16 protein-coding genes, 1 tRNA gene and 1 riboswitch are annotated in these 13,384 nt (G+C 67.8%); of the genes, 8 read left to right on the top strand and 9 right to left on the bottom strand.

Going from position 1 to position 13,384, the window contains the following annotated elements:
- The 7 genes from ABQJ54_RS11265 to rsmD form a co-directional block, all read right to left on the bottom strand.
- A complete protein-coding gene (locus ABQJ54_RS11265) occupies positions 1-1,041 on the bottom strand; it encodes a TMEM43 family protein (protein ID WP_367854380.1) in 1,041 nt (346 codons plus the stop codon).
- Positions 1,041-1,907, bottom strand: a complete 867-nt coding sequence (locus ABQJ54_RS11260) for an MBL fold metallo-hydrolase (protein WP_367854379.1) — start codon at positions 1,905-1,907, stop codon at positions 1,041-1,043. The genes ABQJ54_RS11265 and ABQJ54_RS11260 overlap by 1 nt, the downstream gene beginning before the upstream one ends.
- Before the next feature lie 174 nt (positions 1,908-2,081).
- Positions 2,082-3,809 carry a gamma-glutamyltransferase gene (ggt, locus tag ABQJ54_RS11255; protein ID WP_367854378.1) on the bottom strand — a complete coding sequence of 576 codons (1,728 nt, stop codon included), beginning with the start codon at positions 3,807-3,809 and terminating at the stop codon, positions 2,082-2,084.
- 44 nt (positions 3,810-3,853) lie between these two features.
- Positions 3,854-4,114 carry a YfhL family 4Fe-4S dicluster ferredoxin gene (locus ABQJ54_RS11250; protein WP_367854377.1) on the bottom strand — a complete coding sequence of 87 codons (261 nt, stop codon included), beginning with the start codon at positions 4,112-4,114 and terminating at the stop codon, positions 3,854-3,856.
- Between the two features lie 63 nt (positions 4,115-4,177).
- Positions 4,178-4,681, bottom strand: a complete 504-nt coding sequence (locus tag ABQJ54_RS11245) for a hypothetical protein (RefSeq protein WP_367854376.1) — start codon at positions 4,679-4,681, stop codon at positions 4,178-4,180.
- Positions 4,674-5,228: a pantetheine-phosphate adenylyltransferase gene (coaD, locus tag ABQJ54_RS11240; RefSeq protein ID WP_367854375.1), complete on the bottom strand. Its 555-nt coding sequence runs from the start codon at positions 5,226-5,228 to the stop codon at positions 4,674-4,676. The genes ABQJ54_RS11245 and coaD overlap by 8 nt, the downstream gene beginning before the upstream one ends.
- Positions 5,229-5,255: 27 nt before the next feature.
- Positions 5,256-5,825 (bottom strand): 16S rRNA (guanine(966)-N(2))-methyltransferase RsmD, encoded by a 570-nt coding sequence (gene rsmD / locus ABQJ54_RS11235; RefSeq protein WP_367854374.1) that lies wholly within the window; start codon positions 5,823-5,825, stop codon positions 5,256-5,258.
- Positions 5,826-5,902: 77 nt separating this feature from the next.
- Between rsmD and ftsY the strand changes: the two genes are divergently transcribed.
- The 5 genes from ftsY (at position 5,903) to ABQJ54_RS11210 (ending at position 9,584) form a co-directional block, all read left to right on the top strand.
- On the top strand, positions 5,903-6,991 hold the full coding sequence (ftsY, locus tag ABQJ54_RS11230) for a signal recognition particle-docking protein FtsY (protein ID WP_367854373.1): 1,089 nt from the start codon (positions 5,903-5,905) through the stop codon (positions 6,989-6,991).
- A 23-nt stretch (positions 6,992-7,014) separates the two neighbouring features.
- Positions 7,015-8,109, top strand: coding sequence for an AsmA family protein (locus tag ABQJ54_RS11225; protein ID WP_367854372.1), 1,095 nt, complete (start codon positions 7,015-7,017; stop codon positions 8,107-8,109).
- Positions 8,106-9,152: an A/G-specific adenine glycosylase gene (gene mutY / locus ABQJ54_RS11220; protein ID WP_367854371.1), complete on the top strand. Its 1,047-nt coding sequence runs from the start codon at positions 8,106-8,108 to the stop codon at positions 9,150-9,152. The genes ABQJ54_RS11225 and mutY overlap by 4 nt, the downstream gene beginning before the upstream one ends.
- The gene (locus tag ABQJ54_RS11215) at positions 9,149-9,427 is read left to right on the top strand and encodes an oxidative damage protection protein (protein ID WP_367854370.1); all 279 of its coding nucleotides are present in this window, start codon (positions 9,149-9,151) and stop codon (positions 9,425-9,427) included. The genes mutY and ABQJ54_RS11215 overlap by 4 nt, the downstream gene beginning before the upstream one ends.
- A gap of 81 nt (positions 9,428-9,508) precedes the next feature.
- Positions 9,509-9,584: transfer RNA gene (locus tag ABQJ54_RS11210), tRNA-Phe, on the top strand.
- Between the two features lie 116 nt (positions 9,585-9,700).
- Here ABQJ54_RS11210 and ABQJ54_RS11205 read toward each other — a convergent pair.
- A complete protein-coding gene (locus ABQJ54_RS11205; protein WP_367854369.1) occupies positions 9,701-9,829 on the bottom strand; it encodes a hypothetical protein in 129 nt (42 codons plus the stop codon).
- A 625-nt stretch (positions 9,830-10,454) separates the two neighbouring features.
- On the opposite strand from ABQJ54_RS11205, the gene ABQJ54_RS11200 reads away from it, so the two are divergent.
- Positions 10,455-11,018, top strand: coding sequence for a 2'-5' RNA ligase family protein (locus tag ABQJ54_RS11200; RefSeq protein WP_367854368.1), 564 nt, complete (start codon positions 10,455-10,457; stop codon positions 11,016-11,018).
- A 138-nt stretch (positions 11,019-11,156) separates the two neighbouring features.
- Here the strand turns inward: ABQJ54_RS11200 and bluB are convergent, their stop codons facing one another.
- Positions 11,157-11,855, bottom strand: coding sequence for a 5,6-dimethylbenzimidazole synthase (gene bluB, locus ABQJ54_RS11195; protein ID WP_367854367.1), 699 nt, complete (start codon positions 11,853-11,855; stop codon positions 11,157-11,159).
- A gap of 59 nt (positions 11,856-11,914) precedes the next feature.
- A riboswitch (cobalamin riboswitch) is annotated at positions 11,915-12,150 on the top strand.
- A gap of 32 nt (positions 12,151-12,182) precedes the next feature.
- On the opposite strand from bluB, the gene ABQJ54_RS11190 reads away from it, so the two are divergent.
- Both ABQJ54_RS11190 and cobO read left to right on the top strand, forming a co-directional pair.
- A complete protein-coding gene (locus tag ABQJ54_RS11190) occupies positions 12,183-12,764 on the top strand; it encodes a hypothetical protein (RefSeq protein WP_367854366.1) in 582 nt (193 codons plus the stop codon).
- The gene (gene cobO / locus ABQJ54_RS11185; protein WP_367854365.1) at positions 12,761-13,381 is read left to right on the top strand and encodes a cob(I)yrinic acid a,c-diamide adenosyltransferase; all 621 of its coding nucleotides are present in this window, start codon (positions 12,761-12,763) and stop codon (positions 13,379-13,381) included. The genes ABQJ54_RS11190 and cobO overlap by 4 nt, the downstream gene beginning before the upstream one ends.
- Positions 13,382-13,384 lie beyond the last annotated feature (3 nt).

The following is a 13,384-nucleotide window of genomic DNA, read 5'->3' as shown; positions in this document are numbered from 1 at the left end:
TCAGTGGCGCGGCGCGCGACGACGCCACACCAGCAGCACCAGGCCGACCAGCGCGACGACGAGCCAGGTGATGGCGGTCACCGTACTGCTGCCCAGCCACGGCATGGCGGCGAACACGCCCACCGCGAGCAGGCCGCCTCCCAGCGCCGCCAGCGGGTCGACGCGCGTCGCGTCGCGCCAGCGCAGCAGCAAACCTGCACCCAGCGCCGCCAGCAACACGGCGAGAATGCGCCGCGGCCAGGTCAGCGCCGGTTGCGCCGCCATGTCGGGACGCATGTCCAGCAGCGCACTGTCACCCACGTTCACCTCGTAACCCTTGCCATCGGCTGCGTTCGGCACCGCCACGAGATGATCGCCGTCGACGCGCGCGATCACCGTCACTTCCTGCAGCGGTACCGCACTCCAGCTCACCCGCAGGTCGCCGAGATGCGGATCGCCCGGCCTGGCACTGGTCACCAGTGCGTTGTCATGCAGGGAAAAGCTGGCCGCGAGGTTCGCCGGCAACGTCTTCATGTCGGGCGCGACGGGTTCGCTGCCTGGCAGGGCATGTACAAGCGCGACGCCCAGCTTGTAGCCTCCCAGCGCCACGCTGCCTGCATCGAAGCGCTTACCGGCGATCGGGAATGGTCCCGGATTGGCATGGCCTTTCGGTTGCGCGAACCGGCTGGAGTCCTGCGGCGTATCCGCCCAGTCCAGCTCATAGGTCACGTTGCTGCCCAGGCGCAGTTCGCGCCACTGGAACATTTGCACCTGACGCACCAGCACCGGCGTGCCCGCCTGCTGGTTGAAGTCGGGATCGTAGGGCGCCTCCACCACCCGCGGCGTGCCGCTGAGGCGCACCATCCGGCCTTGCAGGTCGGCCTGCATGTCCATGCTGCGGCCGAGATTGACCACCGCGCCACCATGCAGTTCCAGCACCACCCGGTAGTCTTCCAGGCTGCGCTCGGTCCACACACCCGATGCGATGCCCAGCACCAGCAACACCAAGCCGGCCGCAACGGCCAGCGGGCCGCGCAGGTTGGTGATGCGGTCGATGGACATCAGCCGGAGCTCCCGTGCAGTTCAGGCAACTCGTCCGCGCAGCCGTAGCGGCCTCTCTCGTCGCGCTGCACGCGCGCCACGGCGCAGGCGTGGTCATGGGTGAAGAACAGTCGCACGCCACGCGTCAGCTTGTCGTCAAGGAAGGCGCGCTTCTCGTCGATCAGCTTCTCCGGGTAGCGGTCATACCCCATGGTGATCGGCAGGTGCACCCAGGCGCGGCCGGGAATCAGGTCGGCGCAGAACACCACGCCGCCCACCTCGGCCAGCATCAGGCCCGGCGTATGGCCATCCGAATAGCTGAAGCGCACCGCCTCGCCCAGCGCCTTCGAGTGCACACCCTCGACCAGCTCCAGTCGGCCGCTGTCCATGAGCAGCTGCGGCAGCTCGGGGATGAACGAGGCGCGGTCGCGCGGATGCGGCTTCAACGCACGCTGCCAGTGCGCGCTGCCCGCGATATAAGTGGCATGGGGAAACAGCAGCCGTGGTGGCTGGTCCTGCTCCCATGCCGCCAGCAGGCCGCCGGCATGGTCGAAGTGCAGGTGCGACAGCACCACGGCGTGGATGTCCCCGTGCGCCAGCCCCGCCGCTGCCAGCGAGTCGAGCAGCACGTGGCGATCCTCCACCACGCCGTAGCGCTCGCGCAGGGCGGGCTCGAAGAAGGCGCCGATGCCGGTCTCGAACAGCACGTTGCGGCCGGGCACGCCGTTCACCGTGAGTCCCTTCACCAGCAGGCAGCGGCAGGCCAGCGGGATGCGGTTCTGTTCGTCCGGCGCGATCCAGCGCGACCACATCGCCTTGGGCGCATTGCCGAACATGGCGCCGCCATCGAGCCGCTGGGAGTTGCCAAGAAGCGAGAAGAATTCCATGACACGTACCTTATCGCGTCACGCGCGGGTCGAAGAAGCCGGGGCGACAGCGAGCCGAGTAGGAGCACACCCTGTGCGCGATGGCCTTGGTGCTTGATCGAAGCCAAAAGCATTCGCGCACAGGGTGCGCTCCTACAAGGGCGGCCGTGTCGGCCGCCCGGCGTTGCCGCAAGATCACTCCACCTTGCCCAGCCCTGACGGCCGGCGCGGATCGCTGGCGGCGTCGAGCTTGTTGTCGCGGTGATCCCAGGTGACCACATTCATGAAACCCCAGCCTTCGCGCGACTTGAGCGTGTAACCCATCTTCTGCAGCGTGGCGCTGGTGGCGGCGTCGAACGCGCCATCCTCCACGTCGACCACGTCGGGCAGGAACTGGTGGTGGTAGCGCTTGTCCGCCACGATCTGCTGCGCGCTCTGGCCGTCGATGAAGTGCAGGATGCCTTCCAGCACCTGGGTGATGATGGTGGAGCCGCCGGGCGAGCCGATCACCGCGCTGCGGTCCTTGCCGATCACGATGCTGGGCGACATCGAGGACAGCATGCGCTTGCCGCCCGCCGGCGCGTTCGCCTTGCTGCCGAGCAGGCCGTAGACGTTGGGTTTGTCCGGCACCAGCGCGAAGTCGTCCATCTCGTCGTTGAGCAGCACGCCGGTGCCCCTGGCGACGAAGGTGGAGCCGAGGATGTAGTTCACGGTGGAGGTGATCCCCACCATGTTGCCGTCCTTGTCGATGATCGAGAAATGCGTGGTGTGCATGCCCGGGTCATGCGCAGGCCCGTGCGGCAGCATGGACGACGGCGTGGCCTGGTCGGGCAGGATGCTCTGGCGCAGGCCGTCGGCGTAGTACGGCGACAGCAGCATGTCCAGCGGCATCTTCACGAAATCGGGATCGCCGAGGTAGTCGTTGTGGTCGCGGAATGCGCGGCGCATCGCCTCGACGATGGTGTGCACGCGATGCGCCTGGTCCATCGCAGCGAGGTCGTAGCCGCGCAGGATGTTGAGGATCTCGGCGATCGCCACGCCGCCGGAGGACGGCGGCGGCGCGGTGACGATCTGGTAGCCCCGGTAGTCGATGGTGATCGGCGTGCGTTCCTTGGCGCGGTAGTTCGCCAGGTCCTGCAGCGTCCAGTTGCCACCGGCGGCGTGCACCGCATCCACCAGCTTCTGTGCCACTTCGCCGCGATAGAAACCGGCGGCGCCCTTCTCGGCGATCAACTCCCAGGTACGTGCCTGATCCGGGTCGCGCCAGGTCTCGCCCGCCACCGGCGGCTTGCCACCGGGCAGGAACTTGGCCGCGGAGGCGGGCCAGCGCTCGAGGTTCTTCTGCTCGTCCCTGATCGAAGCCAGCAGGCGCGGATCGGGCTTGAAGCCGTCGCGGGCGATGCGGATCGCCGGCGCCAGCGACTCGCTGAGCGGCAGCCTGCCGTAGCGCTTCGCCAGCAGCGCCAGGCCGGCTGGTTCGCCGGGAATGCCGGCCGAGAGCGGCCCCTTCAGCGCCGTGTCGCGGTTCGGCGTGCCGTCGGGGTTGAGGTAATCCTTCGGGTTCACCGCCATCGGCGCCATCTCGCGCGCATCGATGAAGACGTTGCGATTACCCTTGGCGATGTGCAGCGTGGCCATGAAACCGCCGCCGATGCCCGAGCTCTCCGGCTCCACCACCGACAGCGTGGAAGCCACCGCCACTGCCGCGTCGAACGCGTTGCCGCCCTTGGCCAGCACCTCGAAGCCGGCGTCGGTGGCGAGGAAATTCGCACTGGCGATGCCGGCATGGCCAGGACGCTGCGCAGCCGGCGGCGGCGTGGCGGTGGCCGGCGCGGCCTTCGGCGTGCCATCGGCGCCGTAGGCCGCACTGCCGGTCAGCAGCAGGCTCAGCAACAGCACGCGGCCGTGCATCTGGAATTTCATGCGGCGAACTCCTTTGCTAAATCCAGCGCCATCGCCTGGGCCCGTCAAGCAGCGCTGCTTGGGCTCATCAGCTGGCGGTACCTGAGCTCGAGTGCTTCGCGCGACTCGGTGTGTTCGGGGTCGACGATGATGCATTCGACCGGGCACACCTCCACGCACTGCGGCTCGTCGTGGTGGCCCACGCACTCGGTGCACAGCGCCGGGTCGATCACGTAGTACTCCTCGCCCAGCGAGATCGCCTTGTTCGGGCAGACCGGTTCGCAGACGTCGCAGTTGACGCAGGTGTCGAGGATCTTCAGGGACATCGGTTCACGCTGCGGGGCGGGAAGCCGGGCCTTGCGCCCTTCGCTCCCCGCCCCGCCGTTCGATCACATCTGCACGAAGCGGAACGTGGCGCCGGTGGGATTGATCACGTCGGTGACGCGCTGCTCGTCGGCCTTGTCGCCGATGAACACGACGATCACGCCCTTGAACGTGCCGGGCTTGGCATCCTTGAACGCGGCCACGACCAGTTCGGCGGTGGTCGCCGAGACCGGGCCGGCGAAGGCCATCAGGTTGCCCGGCAGCACGCCGCGGGCCACCGCATCCTGCACGTTCTGCAGCTGGCGGTCGTTCTGCGCCTTGTCGTCGTCGGTCTGGCCCGGGGTCACCAGGTAGGCGTACGGCTGCTGCGCGGCCATGCCCTGCAGGTTCTTCTGCACCAGCTGGCCGAGGTAGGCGTTCCAGCCCTTGGCGTCGGTGATGCTGGTGGGCTTGGTGATCGCCTGGGCCTGCTGCGCGGCCTGCTGATCCTGGTCCGAGCCCTGCGAGCAGCCGCCCAGGACGAGGCCGGCGGTCAGCGCGATGGCGGCGATGAGAACGAACTTACGCATGGTGGTCACCTTCTTTTTCAGGTTGCTTGGGGAGGCCGCCGCTGCGGCCCTTGTGCCAGCGCTGACGCATGGCCTGTTGCACCGCCGGATGCACGAAACCGGAGATATCGCCGCCGAGACGGCCGATCTCGCGCACCAGCGACGAGGAAATGAAGCTGTATTGCTCCGCCGGCGTGAGAAACAGCGTCTCCGCCTGCGGAATCAGGTGCCGGTTCATGCTGGCCAGCTGGAACTCGTACTCGAAGTCCGACACCGCGCGCAGGCCGCGGATGATCACGCCTGCGCCGATCTCGGCCACGAAGCCGGCCAGCAGGCTGTCGAAGCCGCGTACCTCGACGTTGCGCAGGTCGGCCAGCGCGAGACGCGCCAGCGCGATGCGTTCGTTGAGGCTGAAGCCTGGCCCCTTGCTGGAGCTTTCGGCCACTGCCACCACCACGCGATCGAACAGCGGCGCGGCGCGCGCCACCAGGTCCGCATGGCCGTTGGTGATCGGATCGAAGGTGCCCGGGTACACGGCCAGGCGGGGATTGCCGGAAGGTTTGTTCACGAGCCGGTGGCGCTGTGGAAACTTCCCTTAGCTTAACGGAAGCGCACGCCGATAGAGCGCGAAGCGCACCTCGCCAGCCCCCCCCTCGCGATGCAGCGACCAGTTTGCCGGCACGGCCGGCGTCACCCCGCGCGGCGACTCCAGGTAGATCCACGCCCGCTCGGCCAGCCAGCCTGCCTGCTCCAGGCGCTGCGCCAGCGCACCCCACAGGTCCAGCGCGAACGGGGGGTCGAGGAAGACCAGGTCGAACGGCCGTTCCGTGCCACGCAGGAAACCCTGCGCGTCGAGCGCCGCCACCTCGCCACCCGCGGCCTTGAGTCGGGCAAGGTTGTCGCGCAGGGCCTGCGCCGCCCGCGCATCGGGCTCGACGAAGCAGGCGCCGGCCGCGCCGCGCGACAACGCCTCGATACCCAGTGCACCCGTGCCGGCGCAAAGATCCAGCACCCGCGCCCCTTCGATCATCGGCGCCAGCCAGTTGAACAGGGTCTCGCGCACCCGCTCCGGCGTGGGTCGCAGGCCGGGCTGCTCGGGCACCTCCAGCCGCGAATTGCGCAGGCTGCCGCCGATGATGCGGATGCGTCCGGGACGGCCGTTCATGCGGCCTGCCGCGGCTCAGCGGCCGGTACGGGTGAGGGTGTTAGCATGCCGCCCATTGTCTTTGAATCGTCCCAGCAATGCTCAAGTTCTGGAAGAAGAAGCCTGCCGACACTTCGCCCGCGGCTCCCGCCGAAGCACCGGCCATGGACACGCCGCTGGAAACAACTGCGCCTGCCGCAGCGCCAGTCGTGGCGCCCGTCGAAGCCGCTACGCCAGCGGCCGCCACCACCGGGGCAACCGAAACGGCCCCGGCCAGGCGCGGCTGGCGCGAACGTCTGGCCGGCAGCACGCTGGGGCGTGGTCTGGGTGCGCTGTTCCAGCGCCATCCCAAGCTCGACGACGACCTGCTCGACGAACTGGAAACCACCCTGATCACCGCCGACGTGGGTGTAGAAGCCAGCACGGCACTGGTGGAAGACCTGCGCACGCGCATGCACAAGCGCGAATTCGCCGACGCCGCGGCGCTGCGCAACGCGCTGCGCGAGGCGCTGATCGCCCTGCTGAAGCCGGTGGAGCAGCCGCTGGACGTCGTCGGCCACAAGCCCTTCGTGGTGCTTACCGTGGGCATCAACGGCGTGGGCAAGACCACCACCATCGGCAAGCTCGCGCGCAGGTGGCGCGACGAGGGTCGCAGCGTGCTGCTGGCTGCCGGCGACACCTTCCGCGCCGCCGCCGTCGAGCAGCTCAAGACCTGGGGCGAGCGCAACGCCGTGCCGGTGATCTCGCAGGGCCAGGACGCCGACGCCGCCAGCGTGATCTTCGACGCGCTGCAGGCCGCGCGCTCGCGTGGCGCCAACGTGCTCGTCGCCGACACCGCCGGCCGCCTGCATACCCAGGGCGGCCTGATGGATGAGCTGGGCAAGATCGCCCGCGTGCTGAAGAAGCTCGACCCCGAGGCACCGCACGAGGTGCTGATGGTGATCGACGGCACCACCGGCCAGAACGCGGTGAACCAGGTGCGCCAGTTCCGCCAGATCGTCGGCGTCACCGGCCTGGTGGTCACCAAGCTCGACGGCACCGCCAAGGGCGGCGTGGTGTTCGCGCTGGCGCGGGAGTTCGGTCTGCCGATCCGCTTCGTGGGCCTGGGCGAAACCGCCACCGACCTGCGCACGTTCGACGCCACTGCCTTCGTCGACGGCCTGCTGCCGGCTTCGGGCCATGACTGAGCCCGGCCCGGTGCGGAGCTGACATGACGCCCGGACTGCGACGGCTGCTGATCGGCCTGGCGGCGCTGGCGCTCGCCGCGCTGCTGGCCATGGCGGTCGTGCTCTACCTGCTGCAGCCCGATCGCTTCACCGCGATGCTGCAGAGCCAGGCGCACCAGGCCGGCCTCGTGCTGAACCTGGACAGCCCCGCCAGCCCCACCCTGTTCCCGCGCCCGGCACTGGACCTGCATGGCATCACACTCAATGCCGAAGGAGCGGACACCCCGATCCTGCTGGCCTCGCGTGGCCAGCTGGTACTGCCCTGGCACACGCTGCTCGGCGGTCCCACCGCGATCGCGCAGATGGAGGTCGACGCACCGCGGGTGGATCTGGATGCGCTGCAGGACTGGCTCGACACCCTGCCGCCGCAACCGGAGAACGCCGCCCCCGTCATCCCGCGCATCGATGCCGGCATCAGCATCGAGCACGGCAGCGTGGTGCGCGGCGACCAGTTGCTGCTCAACAACGTGACGCTCACGGCGGGCACGCTCGCGCCCGACCAGGCGTTTCCGCTCAGCATGTCGGCCGTCACGGCCGCGGGGGCTCCGTTGCAGTTGCGGCTCACTGCCACCCCGCACATGCAGGGCAGCATGCTGCAACTCAATGGCATCCAGCTGCACCTGTCGCAAGGCAGCGGCACCACGCTCACCCTGAGTGGCAACGCCCACTGGCATGGCGCGGCGGACGCGGTCGCGCGGCTCGGCGGCAAGCTCGACCAGGCCGATGCCGGCAGCTACGACATCATGCTGACGCTTACTCCCGCGGACCAGACCGATCCGTTGCTGCTGCACCTCAAGCTGGATGGCCCGGACAACCACGCCGACCTGCATCTGCCGCCACTGGCGCTGGCGCATTGGTGGAGCACGCTGGACGCGCCGGTCGACCAGCAGAGCGGACCGCAGCCCAGCGTGCCGCCCGGCGGCGGAACGCTGCAGATGGCAAAACTGCAGATCGGCAGCCTCAGCATCGAAGGCCTGAGCGTGCAGGCCGGCAACGATGCCCCCGCCACGGCCGGCACTACGGCCAAACCCGCTGCCGCACCGGCCAAGTCGAAGAACGCCACCGGCAAATCGAAGTGAAGCCGTTCGCCGCCGCCCTGCTGGCCTGGTTCGATCGCCATGGCCGCCACGACCTGCCCTGGCAACACCCGCGCGACGCCTATCGCGTGTGGCTGTCGGAAATCATGCTGCAACAGACCCAGGTCACTACCGTGGCCGGTTACTTCGAGCGCTTCGTCGCCGCCCTTCCCGGCCTGCGCGCGCTGGCAGCCGCACCCGAGGATCAGGTGCTGGCGTTGTGGTCTGGCCTGGGCTACTACCGCCGCGCGCGTTTCCTGCATCGCGCCGCGCAGCTCTGCGTGGAGCATCACGACGGCGAGCTGCCGCGCGACTTCGACGCGCTCGCCGCGCTGCCCGGCATCGGCCGCTCCACCGCGGGCGCCATCCTCGCCCAGGCGCACGGCCTGCGCTTCCCCATCCTCGACGGCAACGTGAAGCGCGTGCTGGCGCGCTATCACGGCATCCACGGCTATCCGGGCGAACGCGCGGTGGAGAAGCAGCTCTGGCAGCACGCCGACACACACACGCCGGCCGCACGCACGGCCGACTACACGCAGGCGATCATGGATCTGGGTGCCACCGTGTGCACACGCACCCGGCCATGCTGTGCGGCCTGCCCGCTCGCCGCAGACTGCGTCGCCCGACGCGACGGCCTCACCGCCGTGCTGCCCGGCGCGAAACCCGCGAAGACGATACCCGTGCGCGAAACCGTGATGCTGGTCCTGCGCGACGCGCGCGGCCGCGTGCTGCTGGAACGGCGCGGCCCGCAAGGCGTATGGTCCGGCCTGTGGAGCCTGCCCGAGGCTGGCGGCCACGACGAGGCATGGCGTCGCGCGCGGCAACACGCACGCATCGACGACGCACAATCGCTTGCACCATTCACCCACGTGTTCAGCCACTACAAGCTGCGCATCGAGCCACTGCTGTTCGACGGCGCGACAGCACCGCACGGCATCGCCGATAATCCCGGCCTGCGCTGGTGTGGTGTCGACGAGCTGGCTGCGCTCGGCCTGCCCGCACCCGTGCGCAAGCTGCTGGAGCAACTCGAAGGACCCATCGCATGAGCCGCATCATCCACTGCGCCAAGCTCGGCATCGACGCCGAGGGCCTCGACTTCGCGCCCTGGCCCGGTCCGCTGGGCCAGCGCATCTACGACGAAATCTCCAAGCCCGCATGGCAACAGTGGCTGGCCCACCAGACCATGCTGATCAACGAAAACCGGATCAACCCGCTCGATCCGAAGGCACGCAAATACCTCGCCGAGCAGATGGAGAAATACCTGTTCGGCGGCGAGGTCGACCGGGCCGCCGGCTTCACCCCGCCCGGCCCCGAGTCTTGACGGCAAGCCGTGCATTGGGTCTAATGCACGGCTCTACGCCACGCCAACGAGCGCAACGCTCGACCTGCTGGCGAAGTTCATGGCCGGGTAGCTCAGTTGGTAGAGCAGGGGATTGAAAATCCCCGTGTCGGCGGTTCGATTCCGTCCCCGGCCACCAATGATTTCAATAAGTTGGACAGCAAAAGGCCGCAAGGCCTTTTCTTTTTCTGCCGCTGGTGACCGTATGGTGACCGTTCGGCAGAAGCTTGGGCCAAGCGACTGGGTGTTTGCCCCCTACGCCAGTAGATAGTTCCAGATCGCAATGGCCCAGTAGCCGTCATAGATGACGAGCATGCTGCCAAACCACATGGCGAGCTTGCTGGCGACCGGATGCCGGGCGGCCCACGCTTTGATGACGCGCATGTCCTTTGCTCCCCTTGGCCTGTCGGAGAGTGCACGCCAGGTAGCTCTATGGAAATCGATCCAGGGTCGTCCGGCTATCAAACAATTCCCCGCAGGCGTTGTGCCGCAACGGTTCCGGAAATCGCAATCGGAGTCATGCCCCCAAATAGGCCCCCAGCGCGTCGCGGTGACCACCTTGCGGGGGTTTGTCTACCGGCTGGTGCGGGGCGATGACCGGGGCACCGTACCGACTCGTCTTTTTCAGCTTACTGATCCAGCGTAGGCCTGCAGTCGAATCGATACCGTGCGTGCGGCCAGGGCCTCAAGTTCTTGCTCTACCTCTGTCCACCGCTCTGGGCCGAGTGAAATCAGGCGCAAGGCTTCATCATGGGCAACAGTAAACGTTCGATCTTCATTGTTCGCCATATGACCATCGGGGTATGGGCAACGGCTCCTAACACTGCGCCAGCCAGTACTCCATTCCCAGACTGCACATGGCGCCGAAGCCTCCACCAAGTCTCTAAACGGCTAAACGATGCTCTTTTCAGATGTCTTGCATAGCCCTGCCGAAACTACAGTTACCGATCTGCGCGATTACCCAGAATGGCGTCGTGGACGCTTGTGTTATGGGGTCTGGGCCGTTCCCGTGGACGATCCGGCGTTGCTAGATTACATCGCATCAGTGCAACGCCGGTTGGCGGATCTTCTCCACCCCATGGCACAGCGGCAGCCGCACCTCACGGTGTTTGTCTGTGGCTTTGAGCAGCCGTCGCGCATCTGGGACGATGATTTTTCGCAGGCACAGTTCCAAGCACAAATCCTTGCATTGCATCGAACTTGCGGAACATCTTTCGCGCTGCCGCTGACCGCGCCGGACAGTTTCGCCAGTGCCGCTTTCGTTACCGTGGGCGATCCGCAAGGCCGGTTGGCGGCGTGGCGCGAGGTGCTTGGAAGTGAATCGCGCGAGGTCCGGCAAGCGGCCTACGTGCCGCACATCACCCTGGGCCTGTACCGGCGACGGGTGTCGGCGGAAATCGTGCGGCAGCGCGTGGGCGAGGTCGAAGCGCCTCCGGCGCCATTGCGGGTGGACAGCCTGCATTACGCCACGTTCGATGCACGCCTGCAGTCTGGCCCGCTGGAAAGCCGATATAGGCTGATGCTGGATGCGTGCGGCAACAGCCGCGGGGTCTGGTCAACGCGTTGCTGTTGACCCGGCCCGCAAATGGTTTCATCCAGCGTCCTTCGACTCCGCTTCGCTACGTTCAAGACGAACGGTGCGCGCACCTTCACATGCGACACGCTTGAAACAAGCTGCGGGAAACATGCTCTGTGTGACTGTTTGAGCGGATCAACCGTGTCCGTCGCGCTTGTCGACGATGGCGTTTGCCGGCGACAACGCGCCATCCCCGTCATGACGCCACCGGTTTTCGAAAACCAGCGCGTCAAGCGGCTGTCGTTCCGCCCATCGTTCCTTCTGGAGCATGGGTTCGTCGTAGAACTCGCGCACGTGGCCGACGCACAGCACGGCGACAGGCGCAGCGCCGGAGGGGAGCCTCAGCAACGCGCCCAGCGCCTCCGGGTCGAACAATGACACCCAGCCCATGCCGATGCCTTCGGCCCGGGCTGCCAGCCAGAGGTTCTGGATGGCGCAGGCGACCGATGCCAGGTCCATCTCCGGCATGGTGCGCCGCCCGAACACGTGGCCGTCGCGCCGATCCATCAGGGCGACCACCAGAAGCTCGCCGCATTCCAGCACCCCCTCCACCTTCAGCCGCATGAACTGGTCCTCGCGTTCGCCGAGGGCCTGGGCGGTCAGGCGTCGTTCTTTCTCGACCAGTCCATGGACCTGGTGACGTACCGCCCGGTCGGTGATACGGATGAACCGCCAGGGCTGCATGAAGCCGACGCTCGGGCCCAGGTGGGCAGCGCGCAGCAGGCGTTCGAGCAGGGCCGGATCCAGCGGATCGGACAGGAAGTGGCGCATGTCGCGACGCTGTTCGATCACCCGGTAGACGGCGGCGATGTCGGCATCGCTGTAACGGTTCATGGTGCGGAACTTCCGGTGGTGGCGGGTGCCGCCGCCAGTGGGCGGCGACTGCGCTGTGTATGATAATGCCCGTCTGAGGTGACCCCCGGCATGGGGCCGGAGGTTGAAACGGGAATCCGGCATGACGCCCAGGCGTCCCATCCGGAGCTGCCCCCGCAACGGTAGGCATGTCGTGGCCCCGCTGGGCCACCCGCACCACATCCGCCACTGTGCCCAGTGCATGGGAAGGCGTGGTCGGAACAGTCGCCAGACTGCGCATGCGAGCCCGGAGACCGGCCTCGGAGCACCACTGACGGGCGGCGGGCCTGTCCATAGAGGAGTGCATTCATGAAACCGCTGTCCCGTACCGGCTTCGTCTGCGTCGCCGCCGTGCTCGCGGCGCTGATGCTAGCCACCCGCGTGAGCCATATGGGCGACGCGCTGCACCTGCCCGACGCCTCCATGGCCGTGTTCTTCCTGGGCGGCCTGTACCTGCGCAGGCATCTGGCGTTCGTGGCCTGCCTCCTGCTGGCGGTGCTGATCGACTGGGCCGTGATCACCTTCGCCGGGGTAAGCAATTTCTGCGTGACCGTGGCCTACGCCTTCCTGCTGCCGGCCTATGCTGCACTCTGGTATGGCGGTCGGCTTTATGCCGACCGGCTCGACGGCGGCGCGTGGTCGCTGCTCGGAGCCCTCGGAGTGGCACTGGTCAGCGCGTCGGTGTGCTTCGCGATCTCCAATGGCTCGTTCTACTGGCTGGGCGGGCGCTTTCCGCATCCCGACCTGACGGGCTACCTCGCGGGCGTGTGGCGCTGGGGACCGATGTTCGTGCGCGTCACGCTGGGTTACGTCGTGGCCGGCCTGCTGGCCCACGTGGCCGTCCGGGCGCTGGCCAGGCGGCTCCATGGCGGCGAGGCCGCGCGGGCATGAGCGCACCCGTGCCCGGCACGCCGGAAGAACGCCACCGCGAGCGCATGCAGCGCAAGAAGGCGCTGGTCGACCGCAAGGTGGCGCGCGCCACCATCGACCGCGGCGTGCTGGTGGTGAACACCGGCAACGGCAAGGGCAAGAGCTCTTCGGGCTTCGGCATGCTGGCGCGCTCGCTCGGCCACGGCATGCGCTGCGGGGTGGTGCAATTCATCAAGGGCACGTTCTCCACCGGCGAGGAGGCCTTCTTCCGCCGCGCGGGCGGCGACCTGCTCGACTACCGCGTGATGGGCGAGGGATTCACCTGGGAGACGCAGGACCAGGCACGCGACATTGCGGCAGCCGCAGCGGCCTGGCGCGAAGCGGCCCGCATGCTGTCCGATGCCAGCTACGCCTTTGTGCTGCTGGACGAGCTGAACATCGCGCTGGTCAAGCGCTACGTGGCGGTCGAAGACGTACTCGCCGCACTGGCGGCACGCCCTGCGCACCAGCACGTGGTCGTCACCGGGCGCGCGGCGCCCGATGCGCTGCTGGAAGCGGCCGATACGGCGACCGAGATGCGCCTGATCAAGCACGCTTTCCAGGCCGGGGTCATGGCCCAGAAAGGCATCGAGCTCTGAGGC

The sequence above is a fragment of the Rhodanobacter lycopersici genome, from assembly GCF_040812335.1.
GTDB classification, from domain to species: Bacteria; Pseudomonadota; Gammaproteobacteria; order Xanthomonadales; family Rhodanobacteraceae; genus Rhodanobacter_A; species Rhodanobacter_A lycopersici.
Note: the sequence above shows the minus strand (reverse complement) of the source record. Positions and strands in the feature narration are given on the sequence as shown.